The sequence below is a fragment of the Marinilabilia rubra genome, from assembly GCF_003121985.1.
GTDB lineage: Bacteria > Bacteroidota > Bacteroidia > Bacteroidales > Marinilabiliaceae > Marinilabilia > Marinilabilia rubra.
Genome location: NZ_QEWP01000029.1, coordinates 1 through 22,289 on the forward strand (window position 1 = coordinate 1; position 22,289 = coordinate 22,289).

Sequence of the window (22,289 nt, forward strand, 5' to 3'; positions counted from 1 at the left end):
CTTCAGGCCCGATTCCTGGTATTCTTGGTAGAGTTGCTTAAAAGTTGTCAGTGTCATCCTCATTTTTTGACAACAAAGTAACGGCTGCCGGCCGGAGGATGCAATACGTGGCAGACCGATGGCTTACATTTTATCGGGTTTTCTGGCTGACCGTGGCTTTTTGATTTCTTTTAATATCGTTGGTCTGATTTCGTTTAGGTATTCATGTAATTCCACTATTTGAAAGGGTTTTAGCTCTAAAATCCGGCTGTTTCTTCTTCGGTTTCCTGGAACATGTATTTTGCCTTCTTTGAGTTTTAAATGAAAAGTATCAGAGAAGAAAAGAATCTCAAACAAATTGAGGTGGCTACGCATATTGGCGTAGATAAATCTGCTTACAGCAAAATTGAAAAAGGAACCAGGGCCGTTTCTGTAGAATTTTGAGACAAAAAAAAGGAGTTGAGAAAACTCCCACCTCCTTTTTCTGTATTATCAGAAAATATTGTCTGAATTACATAGGTATTTTGTCTGCTTTTCTTGCAGAATAACTGATTTTCAAAGCCTGTGCTTCACGCAGCGCCTGCTTTACCTCAGTAATAATACCCATAGGCGTATCATAATCAGCCTTAATAGAAACGGTCATTTTAGACCGGTCACTCTCCCTCATCGATTCGCGCTCCTGCACAATATAGTTACGTATATCATCAACAGTTGCAAACTGATCGTTGAGCTGCAATCTGGGCTCAGAGCCAAAGGTGCTTTGATATTGTTTCTGGGGAACACCCACATAAATATAAGTCACCAATGATTTCTTTTCCAGCTTGCTCAATTCAGTAGCCTCGGGTTGCTTCAACTGAATCTTAAGCGATACCTCCTTCATAGTAGTACTTACCATAAAGAAGAACAGCAACATAAAAACGATATCGGGAAGAGAGGCTGTGTTAATGGCCTGCTGACCACTACCCTTTTTCTTTCTAAATTTAGCCATTAGTCGTTCCCTCCTAAGTTTTTAGGTTCAGCTTCGGAAATCTTCTGTGGATAGACATCCCGAATTGCTTCTTTCTTATCATCTTCCAGTTCGTCAAACTTCTTTCCGAACTTTCGTTGAGCCAGTTCATCCCTTAGTTCATTATAGGCCGCGGCCAATTCATTCTGAACAGAGAGATAGGTCTGATACTGCGTTCCCATGTCGTTTTGCAGGGAAATAACCCCTTTCGTCACCGGATAAATACCAAAGTACTCGATTTCCTTCTCCTGCTTTTCGGGAAGGTTATCCTCATTCAAAGGATTTTCAATGAATTCCTTGGCTGCATCCCGAATCTCGCTCAACTCCATGGGCTCATTCTCAACCAGTAGCCTGTTTTGGGCATTGATCAGAACCTCAAACACATTCCGGTCTTTAATTGGCGGTGGAGGCTCCTCATTCGGTGGCACCGGTGGGGGCAGCATCCGCGTCAATCCGGAATCTGTGTCCATGGTTGTAGTCACAAGGAAGAAAATAAGCAAAAGGAAGGCAATATCGGCCATCGATCCTGCATTCACTTCCTGAATATCTCTTTTTCCCATAGAATTTAATAATTTTTCAAAGCACGAGAAAGAGTATAACACTCCTTCCCTGCTTAAATGTTGTTATCTAAAAATTCGGGACACCTCAGTGTAGAGGATTGTCAACAGAACACCACCCAACAAAATGTAAGTGGTATACAGGAATGTATCACCTAAGACCAACATGCTGGGCACGTTATCACTTCCTTTGTAACCAACCAACTGCAACGGGGTTCCGTCTCCCATACTGTAGGCAACCAATACAATAACTCCCAACAAGGCAATTGAAATAAGCGATCTGACAGCACTTTGAGGATGAACAATCAGATTGAATATTTCAAAAAGAATGGAGATGACAGCAGCACCTGCCAACAACATTTTGCCCCAGTTCAGAAACGACTCAGTGTAAATAGGTGTTGTAAATGCTGCATTTTCCACTTCGCCTCCGAAGAAAAACAATCCTGCAAACACCAGCGTTACTGCCAGGAGAATGTATAAAACAATGTTCAAATATTTTGAAAGCTTAGTCATAATGACAATTATTTTTTCATGTTATACTTCACCAAAATGTCCATCAATGAGATAGAAGCATCTTCCATAGTGTTTACGATACCGTCAATTTTAGATACAAGGTAGTTGTAGAACACCTGAAGGATAATAGCTACGATCAAACCGGACACTGTAGTAATAAGGGCCACTTTAATACCACCTGCTACAGCAGTTGCAGAAACGTCACCCATTGCCTGGATACTGTCGAAAGCGTCGATCATACCAATTACTGTACCCATGAAACCAAGCATAGGAGCAATGGCAATAAACAATGAAATCCAGGTCAATCCTTTTTCTAACAGTCCCATTTGAACAGAACCATAAGAAACCACTGATTTTTCAACCACTTCAATACCTTCATCGAAACGATCAAGTCCCTGATAGAAAATGGAAGCAACAGGACCACGAGTATTACGACATACTTCTTTGGCTGCTTCGACACCACCTTCGTTAAGGGCTTCTTCAATTTTCTGAAGGAGCTTTTTGGTGTTGGTTGATGCAAGGTTTAAGTAAATAATCCTTTCAATACAAATAGCCAAACCGAAAACAAGTGCCAAAAGTACAAAACTCATAAACATGGCGCCACCTTCGATAAACTTGGCTTTAATTTGCTTGTGAATTCCCTTGGGCTCTTCATTCTCCATGGCGGCTGCATCTTCTTCAACCATCTCTTCTTGTGTTGCAGTCTCCTGCTCGGTTACCTGTTCGGTGGTGGTCTCCTCAGCTACCGACTGGTCTTCTTCCTGAGCATAAATGGATGATGCACCCATGCTTAGCATCCCAAAAACTGCCAAAAACGCAAATAGCTTTTTCATAATCTGTAATAAATTTTGATTTGTATTGGTTTGTTAATACTCAAAAATAATTCTTTTTTTCTCGTTTGAAAAGTGAGGAACAAATTTAAAATCAATTCATAAAATGACAAAATTTTTTATTCGATGCCCATTTTTCAGGGTTGCAAATTACAAAAAAAATGTCAATTACAAGTTCAGGGTTTAAATTCCTGCTAAAAAAAGTTGAATTTATGCAAGAGCCCTTGAGCCGTCAAATTCAACTAACCACACTTACCTCTTGACCTTTACATCGAAACGGGTTTCATTTCGCCTTTTAGGGATTCATTTAGATTCATTTTTAATTCTTCTTCGGTAGGGCTGTTCCCCAAAAGATACATCAACTTGGTAAGCGCTGCCTCAGTGGTGATATCATGCCCGCTGATGACTCCCATATTCAGTAAATGACGTCCGGTTTCATAGCGCCACATCTCAACATTACCGGCCAAACATTGTGTGACATTTATTATAATGACCCCCCGGTCAATCGCATCGCGAAGGGCTTTTATAAACCAATCTAAGGTTGGGGCGTTCCCCGAACCATAAGTTTCCAGCACAACACCTCTTATTCCGGGAGCTTCAAGCACCGAGCGCACCACACTTTCATTTATTCCGGGAAACATCTTTAATAATGCCACATTATTATTCATACGCCTGGCTACTGAGAATGTACCGCTTAAGGTGGTATAGCGAATATACGGGTAATTATACCTAATATGCAAGCCAACCTCTGCCAAAGGAGGATAGTTATCAGACCTGAAAGCTCTGAAATGCTCTGCATTATACTTCGTGGTCCTGTTTCCCCTAAAAAGCTTATCCTGAAAATAGATGCACACCTCAGGTACCAATGCTTGCTCATTTTTATGAGCGGCTGCAATTTCCAATGCAGTTAAAAGATTTTCTTTCCCATCGGTACGGATGGCCCCCAGAGGCAGCTGGCTACCCGTAAGAATTACGGGTTTTTGAAGATTGTGCAACATAAAACTAAGAGCGCTGGCGGTGTATGACATGGTGTCTGTTCCATGTAAAACCACAAAACCATCATAATCAGGATAATATTTCTCTATCAAGCCACTTAGTTTCACCCATGTATCCGGGGCCATTTCAGAAGAATCAACAATGGGATCAAAAGAGACACTATCCACATTAAAATCGAACCTCTTAAGTTCAGGAACTTTTCGGGAAATATTCTCAAAATCAAAAGGAACTAATGCATTGGTATCCGCATCAACGGCCATACCAATTGTTCCACCTGTATATATAATAAGGACTCGTTTGTTCATTCTCAGAAAAATTAAACTACATTATCCGCCCATTAGATTACGATAAACATTGATCAGCATCGTTGCAACCGGAATCTAAGCAATTTATGTCCTTGGAATTAAAAAAGGCTTAAACCTTTCTCCTGCACCTCTAAAACAAAATAGAAATGAGCACTCAACTGAACCTAATGAAAAACAACCATTGACTTATCTTCTTTGCAGGCAAAGGAGGATATCATCGGGATGAAGAACTACTGCACATCCAACCCAAATAGTTGAGCTGCATTCCGGGTTGTCAGTTCATCCATTTCCCGGGGTGTCATATCAAATATAGCAGCAAGTTTTTCAAGGGTATGTTTAATGAAAGCGGGCTGATTGCGTTTCCCCCGGTATGGAACCGGAGCCAGGTATGGGGCATCAGTCTCAATCATAAGTTTCTCCGGCCCCATCTCGGTCAACACTTTATCCAGATTGGAGTTCTTAAATGTTACAATGCCGTTAATTCCCAGCATGAATCCCTGATATTCAACAGCTCGTCTGGCCTGGGATTTATTTCCCGAAAAACTGTGAAAAACACCTTTCAGACTCCCGTCATGAACCTTATCCAATTCCTGAAAAACAGCTTCAAAAGCATCTCTTACATGAATGACAACAGGTTTGCCCATTTTTTTGGCCCAGTTAAGCTGGGTTCTGAAAACTTCTCGCTGCTCTCTCTCCCAGGTTTTGTCCCAGTACAGGTCAATACCAATCTCTCCAATGGCCAGAAAATCCTGTTGGCGAAGCCAGTACTCAACATTGGCAAGCTGCTCCAGGTAATCACCTTTCACCGAGGTGGGGTGCAGCCCCATCATAGCATAGCAATACCCCGGAAACTCTTCTTCAACAGATATAACTGATCGTACGCTTTGTCCGTCAATATTTGGCATCAAAATTTTCTGAACACCTGCTTTTTGGGCATTTGCGACAATCTCTGCCCGGTCTTCATCAAAATCGGGCAGGTAAATGTGTGAGTGTGTATCAATCATGTAGCAAAATTAACTATTTATCTAAGGAATAAAGATAACTTTTATTAGTTATTAAAGCCATAAACCCACAACTATCGTAAATTGCTACCCGTATTCAGGAAAAAGCCCTGCCCGGAAAAGCAAGGTTTTTTCAAACTTAATATTTAGGGCGCTGAAAAATCTTTTAACACTGAAAACCTGCACATTAGCCCAAAACACCACATGCTTGCAAATAATTGATTACAAGCATAATGCAAAAGCTTAACGGAGTATTATATAAGTAAACGGCAAATCAAAAGAACAAAATTTACTTCACCGTTCCAACCTCGAAGTATTTCAATACTCCTTCAATTGGGTTGGCTTGTAAATTCTGCTCTTTTGACTTTTTTAGCAGGCCTTTTTTACAGTTTATCAAACAACACCCTGGGCCAACATCGCTTCTGCCACTTTCACAAAGCCACCTATGTTGGCACCTTTTACGTAATTTATTTTGCCATCAAGGCCTTTTCCATATCTCACGCAATTAGCATGAATATTATCCATGATGTGGTTCAGTTTTTCATCCACTTCCTCTTTTTTCCATTCGATGCGCATGCTGTTTTGACTCATTTCCAAACCTGAAACTGCAACACCTCCTGCATTCACAGCTTTGCCCGGGGCAAACATTATCTCCTCAGCGGCATAAGCAGCTGCGTCAGCAGTACATCCCATATTTGAAGCCTCCGCAATCAACTGGCAACCATTAGACACCAATATTTTAGCATCTTCAAGGTTCAGTTCGTTCTGAATGGCACATGGTATGGCAATATCTGCCTTTTGTTCCCAGGGACGTTTTCCCCTGAAAAACTCCACTCCGTATTTCTCCGCATATGGTTCCACAATATCCTGATTAGATGCCCTAAGTTGGAGCAAATAATCAATTTTACTGCCTGAAATACCATTCGGATCGTAAATATAACCATCCGGACCGGAGATGGTAACCACTTTACCTCCCAGTTCGGTAGCTTTAAGGGCAGCTCCCCAGGCAACGTTGCCAAATCCTGAAAGAGCAATTGTTTTGCCCTTTAAGGTATCACTTTTCTCTTTAAGCATTTCCCGCACAAAATAAACCGCTCCAAATCCTGTAGCCTCGGGACGAATCAGACTTCCACCATACTCACGTCCTTTTCCGGTTAGAACACCGGTAAACTCGTTGCGAAGCTTTTTATACATGCCAAAGAGGTAACCAATCTCACGGCCACCGACACCAATATCTCCTGCCGGCACATCAGTATTAGGTCCGATATGACGGAATAATTCTGACATAAACGCCTGGCAAAAACGCATAATCTCATTGTCAGATTTACCCTTGGGGCTAAAGTCGCTACCGCCTTTTCCGCCACCCATAGGCAACGAGGTCAAACTATTTTTGAAAGTTTGTTCAAAACCAAGAAATTTCAAACCACTTAAGGTTACACTCGGGTGAAATCTGAGCCCACCTTTATAGGGACCAATTGCCGAATTAAACTCAACCCGGTAACCGCGATTAACCTGAACTTCTCCTTTATCATCTACCCATGGTACGCGAAACATCACCACTCTCTCAGGTTCTGTCATACGCTCCAATATCTTTGCTTTTTGATAGCGGGGGTTTTCGAGATAAAAATCCCATACTGTTTCAACAACTTCCTGAACAGCTTGTAAAAATTCATCTTCGCCAGGATTTTTCATCCTGACAGTGTCCATAAACGATTGAAATTTATTTTCCATATCCCTGGATTTTTAGTCAATTATTTTCATCAAAATTAGAGATATTTTTTATACGCAGTAACAATTTGAAAGTTTTTTAACACCGATCAAAAAACAACCTTAACAGCTGTTTTTCTGCATCTTAATCACCCGAAAACATGTTATTATGATAAAAATCATCTGATCAAACACCCATGTGAACACAAAATCGTAAGCAAACAAAAATACCAAAATCCTCAAAAGCCTGAATCTGGAAACTTTTTATTAAAGCCATAGCCCACAGAGTCCTTTTAATTGTCTTATCCTTTTCAGGAGGTATTGTCCAATTTTAAGCAAACCCAGGTAACAAAGCTGGCCTTCATAAATTCATCCCTTCTCTATTATTATTTTTTATAATGGGCAATCATTATTTATCTTTGTGCTTTTTAGTTCAAAAACTCAAAAGGCCTAATTTAAAAGTATTCTAAAAAACTTTTAAGCATGATATACGTAAGAAAAAAATGGATAGAATAAGCAACTCAAAACCAACCCCATAAAACACGGAAAATCAGGATCAAAAAGAGATACAGAAAACAACCAACAGTGACCATTAGCTCAAAATCAAACAAAAGTTGCATTTTTGCAATTGATTTTTTTCAAAAATGAGAAGTAAAAGCAACCAATCCTTAAAACCGGTAATTCCAGCGGAGCAATTAATGGAGATTATAAAGAAAGTAGTCTCCAGATATGTTGCCAAAGGGAGTATCCCTTCCAGGGAAGCTTCGGATGCTGAAATGTCAGTATTTGAAAAATTCTGGAACAACCGGGAAAAGATTTTAAGTGCTTTTCAAGGTAAATCGCAACTCACGACTTATTGCATTGCAGTAGCTAACCGCATGTGCTGTGAATTTATCAGAAAAGAAAAAAAACATTGGAATCAATTGCATGAAGCTATGGAAACCGTTGCTGAGATTAACAATAACACGCATCATCTAGAAACTGAAAAAGATGTGCATTTCAAGCATGAAGTCAAAAGACTTTCAAATGCCCTTCAGTTTTTTAATGGAGAAAGTGCAAAGTTAAATTTGTTCCTGAAATATTATCTCGATATCCCAATCAACGACAGGGATATAAAAGACTATCACCCTGATAGTGCAAGATCAATTTCTTCCCTCCTCAGCCAAAATGAGCCAGCTTCAAAAGGTGAAAAGTTTGAACAACTTGCCGAAGTCGTTAATGCAGTTGAAGAAAAAAGTGTAAAAAGCGATTCGGTAAGAATGTGGTTGAACAGTCGCATGACAACTTTGTTAAACAGGCTTAATGGCAATGGGATTTCATCTCACAACCACGAAAGCCTGACCATTCTCATGGAATTATTGACAAGCAAAACCAAATCAACTGAAGTTTAATAAATCATTCCTACCTTTCATCGGGGAATAGTGTTATTTCATCGATTTTAATTGGCCCTTTTATCAATTAAATAATATATTTGGGCGAGCAAAAAAACCAATTCATCAAAATGATCAAGCACCTCACAGAAGAAGAAATTGCAATGTGTGCAGAAGCTCTGGAGAATGGCAACTATCAAAGTTTGCCTCGCTATATCCGTGAGCATGTTGTGCAGTGTGATGAGTGTGCGGAAGAAATTTTGACGGTTGCAGATATTGTTCATAGTGAACAATTAAAGATCACTCCTGAAGTTGAGAAAAAAGACAAGATTCAAAAATTCATTGCATGGGGGGCTTCAATTGCTGCTGCCATTGCACTGATTCTATTACTATTTGACCTAAACGACCAGGCTACAAATAATGAAGGAGGTCTTTTGACACAGGAAACCATTTCCAACAATAAAGAAGCTTCCTCAAATGGAACTATAACTAAGAAGGACTCCGGCGCCAAAAGCGAGGCCGAAACATTAGTTACAAAGGATGATCAGTCCGGGGAAACAGATGACATTATTAATTCTGAGATAAAAAAGAAGAATACCACACCTGACACTTCCGGAGATAATATCCTCATTGCAGACAATCACCAAAAAGAACCTGAAAATACGGAAAGAAATCAAGCTTTACCCTCTTCAGGAGCACCAGCTTCCGGAGTTCCCCCACATCTTCAGGAAAAAGCTGATACTATAAGGTTTCTGGCTCATTTTGAACCTGATGAAGATCTCGAAAAATTAGTTGATCGATACAAAGGCAACTTAAGAAATTCAGGAGAAGTGAAAGTGGTTTCTCCACTAACTGTAACAAATTCAAACAACTCAATAACAATCAAATGGGAAAATCCCGGAAAAAAGAGGCTGATTATTGAGGTTTTCAACAACGAAGGCAGCAGGATTATTGAAACTGAGACCACAAAAAATGAATACACCTTAAAGAACCTGGACGAGGGTCTTTACTACTGGAAACTTATTTCAGAGAACTTTGAACTTTTGTTTTGTGGCAAGATTGTGATAAAAGCCGAATAACCGGTCCTTATTTTTAATCACTCCATTCTATTTCATCCCTGGGAATTAAGAATTCTTAAAATTCACCTAAAAACAATTACCTGCATAAAACCTCCTAAAGCATTCGCTGATTCTGCAGCATTTCGGACAAAATTCGTTTTCGTAAAAAAAACAGGGCCAAAGTCTTGTTAAATGAATTTGTATAATTCAAATTCACCCAACATCCGGCAAAACTGGTATAGGCTTGCTACTCACTAAATGCCTTTTGGCGCATCCCCCACCTATTACTCAAAGACTACGACAAAGTTAACAAGCCTGTTCATCTTTACCTGAGTTGAAAAGTTTGTCGTATATAAACAGAATTTCAAACCATAAAAATTTTGTGGCTTGCATCGTTCTGTGTTATAATGGTTTGTTGCAGAACAATACTCCGTTGAAATTGGCTCTATATTTGCGATGATATTAACAATTAGGTTTTTTCTCTAAATACCTGCATAATGCATAAAATGCTAATCCATCAAGCCCCTGATAATCTTGCCTCCCGGGAGGCAGGGGGCAAATTCAGATAACCCCGGGCAGATAAGACTTAATTTCAGGGGATATTGAAGTTAGGGAGTTTTTGTCCGGAGTGGACTACAAACGCATATTCATTATTCCTTCGATTTGTCTTCTTGCAACATTCTGTCATTTCAACTTTTCCGGCAGGCTACAAAGGCACAAAAAAACACCCCCGCAGCAACCAACAGCGGAGGTGTTTCAACCTTAACCCAAAAACATAATGTTTTTTAATTTACTCTGACTATGCGCTTTCCTCTGGTCTTACGATCCTTTTTAGCACTCTTCAGGAATTCATTGGCTTTGTTCTTAAGAATGCCATCTCTTTTTTGATATTCAATTAATCCTTTTATCTCATCAATAGTATAAGCATTGGGATTGTCTTCTTTCAATTCTCCGGGGTTGGCACTGCGTTTTCCAAAACTTTTCAGAGACGATTCTACGACCACTCCGTTTTCGATTTGGATAGGCTTGCGATCTTTTCCGGTAAAAAACATAAAGTTATTCTGCTCATATTGCTCCTGAATATCATTGAATCCGTCGGCATACAGAACAAAATAATAATCGCCATCCAGGTCATCGGGAAGAGCATAGCCAAATTCGAAGTTGTATTCATACCCGTCATTTTCTGCAGCTGTGGCCACTGACATGCCGGAAGGTGTATTGATATAATTCCAGTAATTGCGATCTCCGAAAGCTTCAAGATTGACATCAACACCGGCAAAATCACCATACTGGCCTTCATAATCCGGACCTACATCATCGGTATAATAATCATATATCAGGATTCCAAAGTCATTTTCCGGATCGTAAGCGTTGTAATAGTAATACACAATATTCCAGTCATCAGAAGCAGGAACAGCACTCTCCCCGCGGTTGAAAACATTATAAGTAATATAGCGATCATCATCAGGATAGTCAGGATCTTCATTTAGGTTATCTTCAAGCTTAATGGCCATTAAATCTTTACCCTCAACGCGATAATTGGGATTAATAACACTTTCATCCATCATGTCTTCAGACAGCTTGCCTTTGTCTCCCTCAATAACATAAGCATAAGAGACCAAGCCATTACGATCTTTCCCACGTGTAAAATAATCGTAATCGGCCCAAAAGTAACCTGCATCTCCCCAATTGTCTCCCCATGAGTTGACAATCAGGAAAGCCCCGTTACTGCCTTTATTATCATCAAAACCCACACAGCACATAGCATGGCGTCCATGCTCTTCAGGATCGGCACTGTAATCGTCATCGTACATCACCTCACCATCTCTCTTATATGCAAAATCAAGCCCTAAAACACAACTAACCTGCACCGGTTGTCCCTTTTGAATATAAGATTTCACATCCTCGACACTAAGATGATCTACGGTCCTATAGCTTTCTATTTTGTAATTAGCTGCCTCGGCAGTCCAGGAGGACTTGGGGCCCTGGGAGCAATCCCCCAGGTTTTCATAAGGAGCCGTTGCTAAAGTTGCAATCCCCCTCTCCTGCATCACTTTCATGGCACTACCAGGCCAGGAGCCACCACAATTATCTGCATGACTAATGGACAGGTATATATCCAACGGGCTGAACACATTGCTGTCGTCTTCCAGATCGGTCGGCGATAAATCATTTTCACGAGCATACATAATTGTACGTGTATAATACCCTGTAGCCCATGCAGTACAAGTACCATACTGCCCCTGACTGCGAACCGGTGGTACATAATCTGTCAAAACCACCCGGTCTTGCATTTCCATGGCTGCATCGCTCAATGTCACCAGGGATAAATCTTTGGGAATACTTTTTACACTTTCGACTTCTTTGTCATGGTCGATACCGGTACCTCCGGCATCCGAAACATATTTGCTACCAATGTCCTCTATTTGTTTTTCAATTTCATTTACAATTTCCTCACATGAGGAAAAAGACAAACACAATGCTGCCAGCATTACGGTGCGTGCTGAACCTAAAATTTTATCTTTCATAAATCTGTTTTTTCAATATGATATTTGCACCTTATACCCCACCGGAATTTTCTCTTCCAGGGTTTGAGAAATTACAAACACCTATCTATTAATACATTTAAAAATCACTCCTCATTAACGCCTTTTTGACCCTCCTTAAATTCTGTATCAGAAAACTCAGGAGATTGGAAAAACACACATTTTGAAAAATCAGCCATTTTTTCAAAGTGCATATTATTAAAGATGGCATCCATCACAACATACATTCCTCCGAAATTTGACCGATCGTTTAACCGGGATTTACTCATGTTCAAATCCTGCAAAAACCGGCTTTGAGCAAATTCTGCATACCCGTCAAAAGTCGCTGCTCCCCAAAAAGCACGCCCTTTAAAAACGGCAGCCTGAAATAGAGCAGCCTTTTTGAATCCGGCTTTAAAAAAATGCGCCCGGTTTTCGAAAATTGTTTTATTGAAACGGGCATCCTGATAAAAAACCGAGTTAGAAAAAAGAGTGTTTCGTCCTTTAAACCAGGTATAATTAAAATCTGCGGGGCCCATAAACTCAGATTTTCCGGCATAAAAATCTCCGTTGACGGTCAAATAATCAAAGTTCACAGTATCACGAAAAAGGCATTCATCAAATACCAAATCCCCTTTAAATTCAACAACATATTCCTTTCCGTCTTTTTTAGCGTGGGTTACAAACTGATAAAAATTGCATTTTTCGAATACCAAATTTCCGTGCACAACAGCTTTCATTACACCCGGAACAGATGGGGAAAATTCCAATATTTCAGTTAGGTCAACATCTTCAGTAAAAGATTCACCTCTAACCACAATATTTTTATCACTTTTCAATTTTTTGGGGGAGAGTGGCCCAACAGCAACACATCCTGGTAAAACAACAAAGAGAAGAAAGAGAAAAGCGAGTCCCCTGTTTTGAAACAGTATTAACATATAATTTATTTTTGGGATTTACTGTGAAATACCTACATCGTAAATTTCTGGCCTGTTTTCACATCAACAAGTTCCCATTGCTTATTGGTATTATCATCCTTGTTCCATTGCAACACATTGCACCCGTTTTTTTGAACATCTGAATTGTTAGCATCCAAATATCTCCCTGAATAACGGTTTTTAAGGTAAAAGCGCCCGGGAGCAGTTCCTTTTTCCAATTTCCACTGCTGAGGTTCACTTCTTCCGGCACTCCAAACCTGTACATTTGCACCTTTGTCTTTCTTGTAAGTTCCGCAAAACCATTTGCCTTCAAAACATCCATGCACATCCAGATTCATTCTGGCATGTTGGGTTTGAATATGATAATACCCGTTACCGGCCGGAACGAATTTAAACTTCTGGTCAGCTCCGCCATCGAGATCCCAAAGCTGAACATTGGTTCCATTGCTTCGTGCCTTTTTGGAATTGGCAGTTCCACTGACATCTAGAAATTTTCCGGATTTAGCATTGCGGATGTGAAAAACAGTACCTTCCAATGGTATTTCAACCTTTTTGGTTCTTTTACCCCTTCTTTGGGCTTCAACATCCGATACTGAAAAAAGCATTAAACATGCTAAGGCAATCGTAAATAATGACTTCATAACAACAAAAAATTTATTCTTAAATTAGTTTGATTTGAATTAAGTGGGAGTTAAGGTTTGTTTAGTGAATTAGTTGCACCGGCAAGGAGGAATTGAAAATAATTGAAGGATATATTTGTTAAAATAACTGAGTTTTTTCTGTCTCCAATAGAATCAATAGATCGCTAGATTTTTAGATGTAAGTAGCCCAGCCGCTCGGAAGCCGGAAGCCGGAAGCTGGAGGCTGGAAGTTAGAAGCTGGAAATTCCGACTATAAGAAATTTTGATTCTTTTTGCGGCATATTCAAAAAACTAAGAAAAGTCTTAAAGATCAAATTTTAAGCGCTTTATGATTTTACTTAAAAAAAAGATTCAAGACTAATCATATAACGCTGATAACCATGACTTTGCAGTAATCACGCATATAATTACAAGAAATTTATTCATAGCCTTTTACAAAAAACCAACAGAGTATTGAGTATAAAAACAGTTGAAAACAATAAGAACCACCTCAGTCCGGAGATATAGAAACAAAAAACCCGGGGAGACCTCTTATGCAGAGGCTCTCCCCGGGTAACTTTAACGCTAAAATCCTAACTCGTGAGTTGAATCAAGTTTGAATTATGGTTGTACTTTGATGTCTAAAGTAATAGAACCTGTATAACCTGTTGTTACATCTGAAACCTTAATAACTCCTTTCTTACCATAATTATCTACAAACTCAATAACATCACCCACTTCCAGATTATTCGCAGCTTCATCGGCTGATTTTGTAATACCATCAAGATCTGAAGAACTCTGAACTGCATCGAAGTCAATTGAAGAAGGTGTGAAGTAGCAACTATTCAGTTCTTCCTGAGCTGTACCAGTTAATCCGGAAATAGCTACAAGATCTGTTGATTCATCATTGTCATGATCAAACAATGCAGGATAACTTGCAGTTGAGGCCAAGGAAGGACCGTCGTTATTCAAATAATAGTATCCAAAATCCCAATAAGAAGTATACTCTTCGTTACTCAATGCATAAACTTCACCATCTAAAAGTGAAATGAAAGTTTCAGAAGAACCATCAGCAAGTGGGGCAGCCAATAAAACAGCTGTATATTCTTTAACATCAACGGTAGCAGGATTGTCACCACCATAATCAACAGTAATGGTTCCGGGTCCGGCAACCAGGCGCTTTTCTGCATCGCGGTAGTCGCCACGTCCTGACGTTGCCCAAATTTTATACTCAACGGTTCCATCTTCAACCTCAGACAGCACCGGGAAAGGAATCTTATAGGTAAATCCGTTTCCGTTATCGCTGCTCAAGTCCAGTGATCCGTCACCTTTCTTGTCAAGACCTTCCATTTCCAGTTCGAACTTCTCAGCTCCGGCACCGGCAATATTTTGAGTCATGTACAAACGTCTCATTTTATCATCAGTGGATGAAAAAGTTACCTCTACCTCAACTACTTCAGCATCACTGGCCAGATCAGAGACATACACAGTTTCAGTAGCGGTATTATCACCTTCCTCTATGGAAATGGCAGGAGTTGAATCAGTATCATCATCTCCATCAGTATCATCATTCTCATCATCAATTACTTCGAGAAGACTCCCATCTTCTTCACAAGCAGTAAAACTAAGCCCCATAATCAGGGTTGCAACCATTAGGGTAAAAAATCTTAATTTCTTCATTTTTAATCGTTTTAAATGTTTAAAAATTTATTATTCACCTATTATTATCATTAATTATGTTTGGCAACTGCCTTATTAAAGGCCTTGTAAACTTTTCCAAGTGTAAGACGCATACCAAAGGAGACAAAAAATGCATCAGAATCGAGCCTGACTCCTCTCAGGTCATCTGCCCGGTTTGACTCATCTCCCGGTAGTGTCTTTAATATTTCATCGTGATTAAGGGTATCAAAAAACGGTGACTCATACCCCACCAACACGTAAAAAACGTTGTATCTAACGGCCACTTTTGTCCGCCACAGCAGGTTTACAGAGTTAATCTCATCGTAAAGCCTGTATTCAAAATCTTCATCAGGCAACCTGTAACGTGAGGCTTCGAAAATATATTGGCCCGAAAGTCCGGATTGAAGACTGACCCCAAAGTTTTCGCCGTTTAAAGCCAATCGGTAAGCGAGTCCCAACATCGCCGATTTCATCTTTATCATGCTATTGGTATGGTAACGATCAAATGAAGATTCGTCCGGCAACAAGTATTCAACATTATTCACAAAAGCACATGAATCGTACCTGTATCCACCTTCAATTACCAGATGATTGGCCCCATTATAGCGCCAGGCAAAATCGGCCACATATCGGGTTGATTTCATATTTTGCTTATAGCCTGTTCCAACCCGTCCTGTATTCATCAATCCCAACTCATAGCCACCGGTAATGGAAATACGTGATTGCCCATTAGCCAACCAAACGACACCTAACAAAAAAACTATGGTAAAAAAAGATTTTTTCATCATTCAGTTATTGTCAAAGTGTCATTCACAATAGCCACCGGCTTAAAAAATGTGCTGTCACTATTGAAAACATTAACCAAATTAAGGTTTTCGGGCAGATGAACACTTTTTTGCTGCTGAGGATCCATTTCAGCCCCCAGATAATAATCATCTCCCAAAAACAGTGACCACTCTGTCTGGTTATTCACAACAATTTCTTTTCGGGCGACACCACTAACTATTCGGGTCACAAAAAGTTTATTCAAATCAACATAAAACCTGGCATCTGCCTGACTTCCATCCAATTCCTCAAAATTAAGAAGATAACAACCGGGTGTTACAGGATAAATCATCGTATCACGATTGGCTATTGTGGACATGCCTTGCGTATTTTCACGGCCCACAACAAGATTTTCTATATACCTGTCGCCCATTTTAACGCTTAATGTCTCCCCATATCTGTTAACAACCATTATTGCAGCAGCATCTTCGGGAACAGCTTCAAAAGATGGAATCAGAACATCTCTGGATTTATAATTCGCATTCAATACAATGTCAGAAGTATTTTTCCAGCCAAGTGTTTGAATACTTTCCGGCGATGTGGGGTCAGACTCCCAATAATGAAACCACAACCTGTAAGTTCCGTAATCAATCCGCACTTCCTGATCTGTTCCGGGCTTCACCGAGGTAATCCTTCCACCTGTTTTGCTGTGCAAATACACATCTACATTACAGGGCAAACGGTTTTCGTCCAAATTTGAATGAGGATACGATAGCATAATAGAGCCAGAGCCCTCACCCGTTACTAAATCGCTTACAACCCAACCCAATGGCACCTCTTCATAATCAGTGGCACGAAGAACAACCACCCAGCTTTTAAAAGAACGCTGCGGAGGCGATTCAACATAATCAACATCCTCCGCCTTATAGATAGAAAGATGCGTAGTCTCACTTTTTACAGGTATATCAACCAGAAATTCCTCTGCTTTGGGAGGTATAACCCTGAGATGGGTTGATCCGGAGTATAAAAGAAGCGGTGACACGGTCTGATTAACGACCACCAGATTGCCCTCCTCATCTGTCTCACTCCAATACTCAGGCATGTAATACCGGTAACTGTCGCTGTAATCGCACTCTCCGCTATCGTAAACTGCATCGGGGTCATAATTCAATGAACGTGGATCGGTACAACCGGTTTTCTCATCAAATTGACTGTTGCATCCTGCCAGGAAACCGCCAAAGAACAACAGCATCAACCATGAAGAAAGATAAGTCGGTGTAATCCGGTTATTTAATATTCTCCGAGCCATAGTTATCATTCAAATCGGGTTTCGCTTTTTAGGAATCATTTATTCTGTTTCAGAAACACAATTTTTTCATTATGTTTCTGAAACAGACCCTTGCGCTTACTGCAAAGAATTAGTTAGAATCAATCACCCAGGTAAAGCTTTGGTCTACCGTGAGGGTGACAGTTTCATTTTTCACCGGTGCACCGCTAAGCTTTTGTGCCCTTAAGTTTAATGATACAGTTTCCTCACCATCCGGAATTGGAATATAGAATTCACCATTGCTTCCCTGACCGATTGTAGACAAATTATCTTTGCTTTCCCCATCGAGATACATAATGCTTTCAATTTTCAAATCTCCGGCATAAATCTCTACCGGTTCACTAAGTTGATTATCAACTTTCAACAATCCAAACCGGGAAATTTCTTCAAGTTCGGCGTCCAGGTGAGGGACAGTCATGCTCATCTCTTCCCTGCTGCTGTTTAAAACCAACCAGATATCCACCTCATCTTCCCCAATCATTTGGGTATCTATCCATGAAAGGTAATTTCTTCCATCTGCAGTTGTTTGATCAGAATTCCAATAATGGTAATGCAAAGTGTAATTACCAAAGTCCAGTCCTATTTGCATTTGCTGGTCACCGGGTTTCAAGGTCATTATTTTGGCCCCTTCACGTCCATTCAAATAAACATCAACATACTCCTCAGATCCTCCATAATAGTTGAAATAAATATTGGCCATTTCCTTATTATCCGGATCGTTGCTCACATGCCAGGTCACACGGTTTATTCTGTCAGTACTACCGGATATAGGCACACTCCACCTCTTGTAGATTTGTGTTGGATCAGGATTATTAATATTGCCTCTCACATCCTCCCAGTCGTAGAGCTTTAAATCGACAGCTATTTCCCCTTCAGCTGGAATATTGACCAAATAATCAGTCTCGCTGTTAGGTACAAACCTAATTGGCGTATCACCGTCATATAAGACCAATTGGCGATTAGAGCTGTTAACAATCATCAGGTTACCTGCATTATCCGAAGGATCAGCAGGAAACTCCGCGGGTGGATCATCCTTCTCACACGCGCCCAAAAAAGCAGCTATTGCAACTAAAAAGAATAACTTTCTCATAACGTTCAGATTAAAAAAGATTAATCAGAAATAACACACAATCAATTGTTATTGTATTATTTCTTATTTTTTATTTACTTATTATTTATACAATTAATATGCCAAATTGATAAGAGTCTGCAAATTCAGATTAGAACAGACAATTTCCTATTCCTCCATGATTTTTTTTGGAGTAAAAGAAAATTGCAGAAAGAAAAACTTCCCGCGTCATTTAGCATATTGGTTGCAGGTGATTTCTCAAAATGAAAAAAATGGCTGTCATTTTTTATGACAGCCATTTTTCAACAAACCTAAATGCTTAATTTCCAACACCAGAAAGCGACAACTAAAAAAGCAAATTATGGATCCGTCACTTACTTTACACGGATTATTCAAGTACTATGCCCATTTGCCGCAGACGGGAACTAACACTCAATCCCCTATCCCTGGCATTAATTTCTTTAAACTCAAACTTTATCTTTCCTTCACGAATAACAAAATTGATAGCTGCTCCCTGGTCAATCATCCCTTCCTTTTCGCCAATTATCAAAGTCGACTCTCCTCCCAGTTTATCAATTACCTGAGGCATTTCACGGCTTTTCCAGTGGCCAACAAACATAACATGGGGTTGCCCCATCTCATTGACCGACATATAATTACGAACCTCTATTGGTTGATTACCAACCTTTTTCCCGGAAACCATCTCCTTCAATTTTTCATAAACAGAAACATGCCCCAGTACTTCAATCACAAAGTTCCCGGAACGTTTCTCTACCGGCCATTCAACATACCTCGTAAAATTGAACATATAAAGAGAAATATAATTCTCCTCCTGACTGAACATTCTGACAGACAAGATTAGTAAAACTGTAATTATTAATATTCTCCTGTACATGTCTGATTAATTTTCTATAGCAAAACGGATCCTTTTTGCAGTTTCATTTCCTAATACATCAGATACCATTATCTCAATTTCATAGTTCCCGGATTCAAAGCCTCCAACCGGAATTTTGCCTGAAGGTGTTCCCCCGTTTATGGTATACTTAAGACTTTCCTCACCGGTAACATCGTCGGTTGCCCCAATATATAATTTGGTATTGGATGGATAAATCACATACTGCTCTTCTCTCACAACTTTCTCTCCTATCGGTTCAACACTAAAATGATAATGAACAGATGGCGCTTCGTTATCAACTACGAAAACAAGTTTTTGTAACGCTTCTTTATTATTTACATTATCCACAGAAATCCATTCCAATCTGTTGGCACCGTTTTTTTCAGAACTAAATGGTTTGTCATAAGAAAATTTTTCCCCATTCAGGGTATAGGAAATTTCTTTTAATCCACTTTCCTTATCTTCTCCAAGTATCCGGAGGCTGGTCTTAGATGATACAAATACTGTATCCCGGTTGCGGAAAACTGGTCCGTCAAATGAAATATTAGTTTTAGGAGCCAGACGGTCAATATAAAAGTTATGGGCTTTTTCTTCAGCAGTATTTTCAACATAGTCTACAGCGGTGTATGACAGTTCAACCGGACTATTGCCATCCGGATTAAAAGGCTCATCATAAGTCTCATTGGTAATGAATGAATTATAACTGTAGAGTATTTTTTGAACACCCGACTTATCATCAGTGGCTTCAAGTTTCACTTTGGTTCTGGCAGAAATATACTCCCGGTCACCCTCATAAAAATCTCCGTCAAACTCAAAAGTAACTTCCGGTGCTGAACGATCAATGTAATAGTCAAAAACATCACCTTCGGAAGCCTCTTTATTAGCAGAAGCCAATGTTCCGATAAAACGTGGCTCCTCTTTATTTCCAACCTGATCAACAGCATAATAAGCAATTTTCCCTTTACCATTTTGTATTAATGCCACAGGAATGGGCTTACGGTAGAGCTTAAATTCCTTATCATCTATTGCATAAAAAAGCTTTTTCACTCCCGACAAGCTGTCGTTGCTAACCAGAGAAATTTTGGCATCAGGAGCCAAAATATTATTTTGCTTCAGTCCGTCGATTTCATGCTTTGTAACAGGAGCAGATTTATCAATCACAAAATTCACTTCATGCAATTCTTCTGCATTCCCCACATTATCTACTGCATAATATTTAAATTCATATTTTCCTTCTTCTTCTATTTCCAGAGGATGATTTGAATTTGATTGGTAAGATCCGCTGTTTACTGAGTAGTAAAAATCCTGAATTCCGGACATTTCATCATCACCGGAAATTCGTAATGCAACCTTCCCACCTAAAAAAGTAACTTCATCGTTCTCATATTTACAGGAACTCCCGAAATTTAATTTCGATTTAGGTGCAATCCCATCGGCATACATGTCAAATATGACATCCTGCAAAGGATAAACCGTTTTTCGGGTTGCCGAATCAACTGCAGAGGGCGACCGCAAAGTATTCCAGCCCTCTGTATCCAAAAACATGGGATTAGAATATTGTGCTGTCTTTGAACTTTTAAGAAGGAAATTTTCAGAATCTGCATCCGGTGAAGTTGAAACTTTCACAAACAATGGCAGATCTTTATTAATGAAGAGTTTTCCCTCGGGAGAGCGGTAAATACACTTCTCATGCTTCGGAAGCTCTTGAGCCTGCAAATTACTTATTGGTCCAAACAAGACGCAAAATGTAGCGACACGTATTACCCCGCTCGTTTTTCTTATACTTTTTAATTTTTGATAGAAATTCTGAAAAGTAGTCATGGGTTCATTTTTTGTTTCACCCATTAGTACGATAAACAATTAATTTTTGAATACAGTTTTTGTTATTTATTAAAATACTGTTGACCAAAGTATCCTTTCAATAGATAAAAGACTCTTCGAACAATTTTATTCTAAAGTCTAAGCACACCAAATAACATTACTTTCAGAAACATTTAAAAATTGTGAAGTTTTTTCTATATTTTTATCTTACTAAACACATTTAGTTTGCAAAAAAATCAAAGGAGATTATGAACAGGACGACTCTTGCGAAAGTGGCCGGTAAAGCCGGGGTCTCAAAAACAACGGCTTCCCTTGTTTTAAACGGGAAAGCCGACAAGGTAAATATTGCCTCTAACACACGCCAGCGCGTAATGGAGGTGGCTAAATCACTTAATTACCATCCGGGAAAATTCAGCCCCGGTAAACTGAATGGACAAAGTGGGATTATCGGGTTATTCGCCAGTTCCTTTATTAAACCTGAAACATCTAAATGGCTGCAGCACTTAATTATGGCTGCAGAAAAAGAAGGCTACATTATTTTGCCTCAAACAGCCACAAAGGATAATACCGGATCCAAAATAAATGCCATTCCTTTTGACGCGGTAATTTTAGCAGAAAAGGAGTTAACTTTTGAGATTAAAGATCCCAATGACTTTGAACCACCCGTTCTTTGTCTGGATTTTATTCCTTCCTCGCCAGAACTGCGATATATTGCTCCCAGCAAAGAAAAACAAACCAATGAAATAATAACCCAGTTTTACCACCATAACAAAAAAGCCATCGGTTTGCTTTGCATCAATGAAAACAGTGAGGAGCAAAAACAACTGAAAAAAACTTACCTGGAAAATTATTGCGATCGTTTTGATATACCCCCTAATATAACAAGTATAACAGCTTCAAATGATACAGTAGAGTTAATTAAAGCTTGTGACCAATTGATAGAAAATGGAGCTAATGGAATTATTTTCGAAACACCCCAAATGGTTGTAAAAGCAATGAGTATCCCAAAAATAAGAAATCTCGCACAAAGAGGCATTATGCTTGCAGCTTTCGAAAGAATTGAAGGTGCTGATTTTTTGCCTGAAGGCACATTGATAACATTAGCTCCTAATTATGAATCAATGTCTGAAGAAGTAATAGATACCTTAACAAGGATCAATAATGAAATAAAATTAAAACCCCGGTAAATTTCCTATTATTTAATTTCGGGCTTATTAAACAGCAAAAATTGTTTATGGCAAAACAAATCATCAAAGTTTAAAAAGGAAATTTCCGGGGTAGAAACTATTTTCAGTATTATGAAAAGCATAATCCGGCAACAGAGGCC

General features: G+C 39.4%; 20 protein-coding genes. 4 read left to right on the forward strand and 16 right to left on the reverse strand.

The features are described from left to right. The first annotated feature begins 300 nt into the window (after positions 1 to 300). Entirely contained in the window at positions 301 to 423 is a 123-nt protein-coding gene (locus tag DDZ16_RS19555; RefSeq protein WP_198416771.1) for a helix-turn-helix domain-containing protein, read from the forward strand. Positions 424 to 490: 67 nt separating this feature from the next. Here the strand turns inward: DDZ16_RS19555 and DDZ16_RS19560 are convergent, their stop codons facing one another. From DDZ16_RS19560 to gdhA, 7 genes are all read right to left on the reverse strand, one after another. After that, positions 491 to 967 (reverse strand): ExbD/TolR family protein, encoded by a 477-nt coding sequence (locus DDZ16_RS19560; RefSeq protein ID WP_109266176.1) that lies wholly within the window; start codon positions 965 to 967, stop codon positions 491 to 493. Beyond that, entirely contained in the window at positions 967 to 1,545 is a 579-nt protein-coding gene (locus DDZ16_RS19565; protein ID WP_109266177.1) for an ExbD/TolR family protein, read from the reverse strand. Before DDZ16_RS19565 ends, DDZ16_RS19560 begins: the two co-directional genes overlap by 1 nt. A 63-nt stretch (positions 1,546 to 1,608) precedes the next feature. After that, positions 1,609 to 2,055: a hypothetical protein gene (locus DDZ16_RS19570; protein ID WP_109266178.1), complete on the reverse strand. Its 447-nt coding sequence runs from the start codon at positions 2,053 to 2,055 to the stop codon at positions 1,609 to 1,611. An 8-nt stretch (positions 2,056 to 2,063) separates the two neighbouring features. Next, positions 2,064 to 2,888 carry a MotA/TolQ/ExbB proton channel family protein gene (locus DDZ16_RS19575; protein ID WP_109266179.1) on the reverse strand — a complete coding sequence of 275 codons (825 nt, stop codon included), beginning with the start codon at positions 2,886 to 2,888 and terminating at the stop codon, positions 2,064 to 2,066. A 263-nt stretch (positions 2,889 to 3,151) separates the two neighbouring features. Continuing rightward, positions 3,152 to 4,186 carry an asparaginase gene (locus DDZ16_RS19580; RefSeq protein ID WP_109266180.1) on the reverse strand — a complete coding sequence of 345 codons (1,035 nt, stop codon included), beginning with the start codon at positions 4,184 to 4,186 and terminating at the stop codon, positions 3,152 to 3,154. Positions 4,187 to 4,416: 230 nt separating this feature from the next. After that, positions 4,417 to 5,190 (reverse strand): TatD family hydrolase, encoded by a 774-nt coding sequence (locus DDZ16_RS19585; RefSeq protein WP_109266181.1) that lies wholly within the window; start codon positions 5,188 to 5,190, stop codon positions 4,417 to 4,419. A gap of 390 nt (positions 5,191 to 5,580) precedes the next feature. Continuing rightward, the gene (gene gdhA / locus DDZ16_RS19590; protein WP_109266182.1) at positions 5,581 to 6,918 is read right to left on the reverse strand and encodes an NADP-specific glutamate dehydrogenase; all 1,338 of its coding nucleotides are present in this window, start codon (positions 6,916 to 6,918) and stop codon (positions 5,581 to 5,583) included. A 620-nt stretch (positions 6,919 to 7,538) separates the two neighbouring features. On the opposite strand from gdhA, the gene DDZ16_RS19595 reads away from it, so the two are divergent. Together DDZ16_RS19595 and DDZ16_RS19600 are read left to right on the forward strand one after the other, a co-directional pair. Beyond that, positions 7,539 to 8,285 (forward strand): sigma-70 RNA polymerase sigma factor region 4 domain-containing protein, encoded by a 747-nt coding sequence (locus DDZ16_RS19595; protein WP_109266183.1) that lies wholly within the window; start codon positions 7,539 to 7,541, stop codon positions 8,283 to 8,285. Between the two features lie 110 nt (positions 8,286 to 8,395). Further along, positions 8,396 to 9,343 carry a hypothetical protein gene (locus DDZ16_RS19600; protein WP_109266184.1) on the forward strand — a complete coding sequence of 316 codons (948 nt, stop codon included), beginning with the start codon at positions 8,396 to 8,398 and terminating at the stop codon, positions 9,341 to 9,343. 764 nt (positions 9,344 to 10,107) lie between these two features. Here DDZ16_RS19600 and DDZ16_RS19605 read toward each other — a convergent pair. The 9 genes from DDZ16_RS19605 to DDZ16_RS19645 all read right to left on the reverse strand — a co-directional run bounded on the left by DDZ16_RS19605 (position 10,108) and on the right by DDZ16_RS19645 (position 20,962). Further along, entirely contained in the window at positions 10,108 to 11,850 is a 1,743-nt protein-coding gene (locus tag DDZ16_RS19605) for a C1 family peptidase (protein ID WP_109266185.1), read from the reverse strand. A 104-nt stretch (positions 11,851 to 11,954) separates the two neighbouring features. Next, on the reverse strand, positions 11,955 to 12,785 hold the full coding sequence (locus DDZ16_RS19610) for a hypothetical protein (RefSeq protein ID WP_109266186.1): 831 nt from the start codon (positions 12,783 to 12,785) through the stop codon (positions 11,955 to 11,957). Positions 12,786 to 12,817: 32 nt separating this feature from the next. After that, positions 12,818 to 13,426: an RICIN domain-containing protein gene (locus DDZ16_RS19615; RefSeq protein WP_109266187.1), complete on the reverse strand. Its 609-nt coding sequence runs from the start codon at positions 13,424 to 13,426 to the stop codon at positions 12,818 to 12,820. Between the two features lie 600 nt (positions 13,427 to 14,026). Next, on the reverse strand, positions 14,027 to 15,085 hold the full coding sequence (locus tag DDZ16_RS19620; RefSeq protein WP_109266188.1) for a hypothetical protein: 1,059 nt from the start codon (positions 15,083 to 15,085) through the stop codon (positions 14,027 to 14,029). 50 nt (positions 15,086 to 15,135) lie between these two features. After that, positions 15,136 to 15,870, reverse strand: coding sequence for a hypothetical protein (locus tag DDZ16_RS19625; RefSeq protein ID WP_109266189.1), 735 nt, complete (start codon positions 15,868 to 15,870; stop codon positions 15,136 to 15,138). Beyond that, a complete protein-coding gene (locus DDZ16_RS19630; RefSeq protein WP_146192269.1) occupies positions 15,870 to 17,168 on the reverse strand; it encodes a hypothetical protein in 1,299 nt (432 codons plus the stop codon). The genes DDZ16_RS19625 and DDZ16_RS19630 overlap by 1 nt, the downstream gene beginning before the upstream one ends. A gap of 100 nt (positions 17,169 to 17,268) precedes the next feature. Beyond that, the gene (locus tag DDZ16_RS19635) at positions 17,269 to 18,267 is read right to left on the reverse strand and encodes a hypothetical protein (RefSeq protein ID WP_109266191.1); all 999 of its coding nucleotides are present in this window, start codon (positions 18,265 to 18,267) and stop codon (positions 17,269 to 17,271) included. 367 nt (positions 18,268 to 18,634) lie between these two features. Beyond that, the gene (locus DDZ16_RS19640) at positions 18,635 to 19,141 is read right to left on the reverse strand and encodes a YfiR family protein (protein ID WP_109266192.1); all 507 of its coding nucleotides are present in this window, start codon (positions 19,139 to 19,141) and stop codon (positions 18,635 to 18,637) included. 6 nt (positions 19,142 to 19,147) lie between these two features. Further along, a complete protein-coding gene (locus DDZ16_RS19645) occupies positions 19,148 to 20,962 on the reverse strand; it encodes an OmpL47-type beta-barrel domain-containing protein (protein ID WP_146192270.1) in 1,815 nt (604 codons plus the stop codon). Between the two features lie 248 nt (positions 20,963 to 21,210). Here DDZ16_RS19645 and DDZ16_RS19650 point away from each other — a divergent pair, with 248 nt between their 5' ends. Then, positions 21,211 to 22,149 (forward strand): LacI family DNA-binding transcriptional regulator, encoded by a 939-nt coding sequence (locus DDZ16_RS19650; protein WP_109266194.1) that lies wholly within the window; start codon positions 21,211 to 21,213, stop codon positions 22,147 to 22,149. Positions 22,150 to 22,289: the final 140 nt, after the last annotated feature.

What these genes read in the sequence shown, in the direction of transcription:
- DDZ16_RS19555 (WP_198416771.1), top strand. Translation starts at nt 301, where the DNA reads ATGAAAAGTATCAGAGAAGAAAAGAATCTCAAACAAATTGAGGTGGCT.
- DDZ16_RS19560 (WP_109266176.1), bottom strand. Translation starts at nt 967, where the DNA reads ATGGCTAAATTTAGAAAGAAAAAGGGTAGTGGTCAGCAGGCCATTAAC.
- DDZ16_RS19565 (WP_109266177.1), bottom strand. Translation starts at nt 1,545, where the DNA reads ATGGGAAAAAGAGATATTCAGGAAGTGAATGCAGGATCGATGGCCGAT.
- DDZ16_RS19570 (WP_109266178.1), bottom strand. Translation starts at nt 2,055, where the DNA reads ATGACTAAGCTTTCAAAATATTTGAACATTGTTTTATACATTCTCCTG.
- DDZ16_RS19575 (WP_109266179.1), bottom strand. Translation starts at nt 2,888, where the DNA reads ATGAAAAAGCTATTTGCGTTTTTGGCAGTTTTTGGGATGCTAAGCATG.
- DDZ16_RS19580 (WP_109266180.1), bottom strand. Translation starts at nt 4,186, where the DNA reads ATGAACAAACGAGTCCTTATTATATATACAGGTGGAACAATTGGTATG.
- DDZ16_RS19585 (WP_109266181.1), bottom strand. Translation starts at nt 5,190, where the DNA reads ATGATTGATACACACTCACACATTTACCTGCCCGATTTTGATGAAGAC.
- gdhA (WP_109266182.1), bottom strand. Translation starts at nt 6,918, where the DNA reads ATGGAAAATAAATTTCAATCGTTTATGGACACTGTCAGGATGAAAAAT.
- DDZ16_RS19595 (WP_109266183.1), top strand. Translation starts at nt 7,539, where the DNA reads ATGAGAAGTAAAAGCAACCAATCCTTAAAACCGGTAATTCCAGCGGAG.
- DDZ16_RS19600 (WP_109266184.1), top strand. Translation starts at nt 8,396, where the DNA reads ATGATCAAGCACCTCACAGAAGAAGAAATTGCAATGTGTGCAGAAGCT.
- DDZ16_RS19605 (WP_109266185.1), bottom strand. Translation starts at nt 11,850, where the DNA reads ATGAAAGATAAAATTTTAGGTTCAGCACGCACCGTAATGCTGGCAGCA.
- DDZ16_RS19610 (WP_109266186.1), bottom strand. Translation starts at nt 12,785, where the DNA reads ATGTTAATACTGTTTCAAAACAGGGGACTCGCTTTTCTCTTTCTTCTC.
- DDZ16_RS19615 (WP_109266187.1), bottom strand. Translation starts at nt 13,426, where the DNA reads ATGAAGTCATTATTTACGATTGCCTTAGCATGTTTAATGCTTTTTTCA.
- DDZ16_RS19620 (WP_109266188.1), bottom strand. Translation starts at nt 15,085, where the DNA reads ATGAAGAAATTAAGATTTTTTACCCTAATGGTTGCAACCCTGATTATG.
- DDZ16_RS19625 (WP_109266189.1), bottom strand. Translation starts at nt 15,870, where the DNA reads ATGAAAAAATCTTTTTTTACCATAGTTTTTTTGTTAGGTGTCGTTTGG.
- DDZ16_RS19630 (WP_146192269.1), bottom strand. Translation starts at nt 17,168, where the DNA reads ATGATAACTATGGCTCGGAGAATATTAAATAACCGGATTACACCGACT.
- DDZ16_RS19635 (WP_109266191.1), bottom strand. Translation starts at nt 18,267, where the DNA reads ATGAGAAAGTTATTCTTTTTAGTTGCAATAGCTGCTTTTTTGGGCGCG.
- DDZ16_RS19640 (WP_109266192.1), bottom strand. Translation starts at nt 19,141, where the DNA reads ATGTACAGGAGAATATTAATAATTACAGTTTTACTAATCTTGTCTGTC.
- DDZ16_RS19645 (WP_146192270.1), bottom strand. Translation starts at nt 20,962, where the DNA reads ATGACTACTTTTCAGAATTTCTATCAAAAATTAAAAAGTATAAGAAAA.
- DDZ16_RS19650 (WP_109266194.1), top strand. Translation starts at nt 21,211, where the DNA reads ATGAACAGGACGACTCTTGCGAAAGTGGCCGGTAAAGCCGGGGTCTCA.